Source organism: Kitasatospora sp. GAS204B, from assembly GCF_029892155.1.
Classification (GTDB): Bacteria; Actinomycetota; Actinomycetes; order Streptomycetales; family Streptomycetaceae; genus Kitasatospora.
Genome location: NZ_JARZAG010000072.1, coordinates 1 through 2,580, shown reverse-complemented (window position 1 = coordinate 2,580; position 2,580 = coordinate 1). Strand labels below are relative to the sequence as shown.

Sequence of the window (2,580 nt, the reverse complement as noted above, 5' to 3'; positions counted from 1 at the left end):
ACAGTCCCGTGACCAGCAACTTCAGGATGAAAACTGCTCAATGAGAGCCCTTATAGCGAGGCCCAGTTCAAGGCCACCAAATACATGGCCGACTTCCCGCGGCGGTTCGAATCCCTGGCCCATGCCCGCGAATGGTTCGACGCCTTCATCTCCTACTACAACCACGAGCACCGGCATTCAGGCATCGGCCTCCACACGCCGGCCAGCGTCCACTTCGGCACCGCCGAGGAGATCCGCGACCAGCGCGCCGCCACCCTCGTCGAGGCCTACGCCCGGCATCGCGAACGCTTCGGACGCCGTCCCCGGCCGCCCGAGATCCCGCAGACAGCATGGATCAACGACCCCAGCAGGCGCGGGGAACCTGCACCACAAACCTCATAGCATCACGACCGTCTCACTGGACTTGAAATCTTCCGTCGCGTCTGTCTGCCGCTGGCGGACTGCGCCAGAGCCCTGAACTCCCGGGCGGGGCCCGACGCGACATGAGTACGATTCCGGCATGACGGGGACCGGCGGGAATCTGGTTGGCGGGCGCTATCGCCTCACAGCGGTGGTGGGGCAGGGGGGCATGGGCCGCGTCTGGCGCGGCTGGGACGAGGTGCTCGGACGCCAGGTTGCGGTCAAGGAAGTGCTGCCGGCCCCCGAACTGTCCGCCGAGGAGCGGTCCCAGCTCATCCGCCGAACCAAGGTGGAGGCGCAGGCAGCGGCACGGCTGAGGCACGCGGGGATCATCACCGTGCACGATGTGGTCGAGCAGGACGGCGTGCCGTGGATCGTTATGGCGTACGTTGATGGTCCCTCGCTCGGCGCTCTGATCGCCCGTCAGGAGCGGCTGGGCTGGGAGCAAGTAGCCGTGATCGGGGCGCAGATGGCTCAGTCCCTCGCTCACGCGCACAGTGTTGGTGTGGTGCACCGCGATCTCAAGCCGGACAACGTCCTCATGGACGGCGAGCAGGCGGTGCTCACTGATTTCGGGATCGCCCGGATCCTGGACACCGCCTCGACGCTGACCGCGACGCATACCGTGGTCGGGACACCGCAGTTCATGCCGCCCGAGCAGTTGAACGGTCAGGCGGTGGGGGCGTCCGCAGACTTGTGGTCCTTGGGGGCGACGCTCTTCACTGCCGTGGAGGGGCATCCGCCCTTCACCGGTCAGACTCTGATGGAGATCCTCACCGCCGTACTGGTGAAACCGGTGCCCACGGCCGCGCATGCCGGACCACTCGCGGACGTCCTGGCCGCGCTCCTGGTCCGGGAGCCGGGCATGCGGCCGGATGCGGCGGAGACGGCACGCCGCCTGCTCGCCCTCATCGCCGTTCCCTCGCCGGCGCCCTCACCCGCTCTGCGTGCCACGCCGATCCGGACGGTACCGGATCTGCCCATGAGCGCGGGCCCGTCCCGCCCCGAAGCCGCCCCCGGTCTGTCGGCCGCCCCCACCGAATCCGCAGCAGCACCTGCCGCCGCTCCCGCCCCGAGTTCAGGCCGGGTGACGGGGATGCGGAGGCGCACCCTGATCCTCGGCGGCGCCGGCGCCGGTGTTCTAGCCGCCGCCGGCATCGGGGCGGCGCTGTCGCAGATGGGCGCCAGGCCGGCGAGGCGGTCCGATATCCATGGGGCGCTCCTGGCGGCCAGCCTCGCCACTCCCGACACCTACATCAATGTGTACGCGGTGGCCTTCAGTCCTGACGGCAAGACTCTCGCCGCTGGCGGCGACGGCAGTCTCCGCCTGTGGGACGTCGGTGCCAAGAGCTCCATCGCCACTCTCGGCGGCGACACCGTGAAGTCGGTGGCTTTCAGCCCTGATGGCAAGACGCTCGCCAGTAGCCTCGACAACGGGGTCCGCCTGTGGGACGTCGCCTCCAAGAGCTCCGTCGCCGATCTCCAAGGACACACCAGCTACGTGCATGGGGTGGCCTTCAGCCCTGACGGCAAGACCTTCGCCAGTGGCAGCGAGGACCGCACCGTCCGCCTGTGGGACGTCGCTTCGAAGAGCTCCATCGCCACTCTCGACGGGCACACTAGCGGCGTGTCCGCGGTGGCTTTCAGCCCTGACGGCAAGACCCTCGCCGCCGGCTGCGACGGCAACGTCCGCCTGTGGGACGTAGCGTCCAGGAGGTCCGTCGCCACTCTCGATACGCATGTCAGCAGTGTGTCCGCGGTGGCCTTCAGCTCCGACGGCAAGACCCTCGCCGCCGGCTGCGGCGACTACGACGTCTACCTCTGGGACGCCGCTGCCAAGAGCTCGGTCGCCACTCTCCGAGGAACCGGCGGTGTGTACGGGGTGGCCTTCAGCCCTGACGGCAAGACCCTCGTCAGTGGCGGCGACTATCACAGCGTCGGTCTGTGGGATGTCGCGTCCGGGAGCTCCATCGCCACTCTCGACGGACATACCGAAACCGTGTGGTCCGTGGCCTTCAGTCCCGACGGCAAGACCTTCGCGTGTGGTGGCCACGACGGCAGCGTCCGCCTGTGGAACCTGGTGTAGGGACAGGAGGCCGCGAGAGGCACCGTTGCCTTCTTCTCTTGCGGGAACTCCTCAGTGAGCAGTTTTCATCCTGAAGTTGCTGGTCACGGGACTGG

2 protein-coding genes are annotated in these 2,580 nt (G+C 68.1%); both read left to right on the top strand.

The features are described 5' to 3' along the window. Positions 1-33: 33 nt before the first annotated feature. Positions 34-381, top strand: a complete 348-nt coding sequence (locus P3T41_RS36805) for an integrase core domain-containing protein (RefSeq protein WP_280695017.1) — start codon at positions 34-36, stop codon at positions 379-381. A 118-nt stretch (positions 382-499) separates the two neighbouring features. Further along, entirely contained in the window at positions 500-2,485 is a 1,986-nt protein-coding gene (locus tag P3T41_RS36800; RefSeq protein ID WP_280695016.1) for a serine/threonine-protein kinase, read from the top strand. Positions 2,486-2,580: the final 95 nt, after the last annotated feature.

What these genes read in the sequence shown, in the direction of transcription:
- P3T41_RS36800 (WP_280695016.1), top strand. Translation starts at nt 500, where the DNA reads ATGACGGGGACCGGCGGGAATCTGGTTGGCGGGCGCTATCGCCTCACA.